The following is a 354-nucleotide window of genomic DNA, read 5'->3' as shown; positions in this document are numbered from 1 at the left end:
CCAAACTTACTATTTACGTAGGCATCTATGCTGGTTTGTGACGAGAAAGCTCACTTCGAAGCTTTACTTGTAGACGCAGGAGCATGCTTTACGATAATAAAATTAGGGAGCGCCCTTAGCTCAGCTGGATAGAGTGTTTGACTACGAATCAAAAGGTCGGGAGTTCGAATCTCTCAGGGCGCGCCATAGCGGGAAGTGGCTCAGCTTGGTAGAGCACCTGGTTTGGGACCAGGGGGTCGCAGGTTCAAATCCTGTCTTCCCGACCATTTAGTTAAAATATGCGGGTGTAGTTTAGTGGTAAAACAAGAGCCTTCCAAGCTCTGGTCGTGAGTTCGATTCTCATCACCCGCTCCA

Annotated in this window: 3 tRNA genes; all 3 read left to right on the top strand. The window is 48.6% G+C overall.

The annotated features are described in order from the left end of the window. Nucleotides 1–109: 109 nt before the first annotated feature. Nucleotides 110–186, top strand: a tRNA-Arg gene (locus ACJ2A9_RS23860). 3 nt (nt 187–189) lie between these two features. Next, nucleotides 190–266: transfer RNA gene (locus tag ACJ2A9_RS23855), tRNA-Pro, on the top strand. Nucleotides 267–280: 14 nt separating this feature from the next. Continuing rightward, nucleotides 281–354, top strand: a tRNA-Gly gene (locus ACJ2A9_RS23850).

The organism is Anaerobacillus sp. MEB173, from assembly GCF_052119505.1.
In the GTDB taxonomy this organism is placed as follows: domain Bacteria; phylum Bacillota; class Bacilli; order Bacillales; family JBJMAU01; genus JBJMAU01.
Note: the sequence above shows the minus strand (reverse complement) of the source record. Positions and strands in the feature narration are given on the sequence as shown.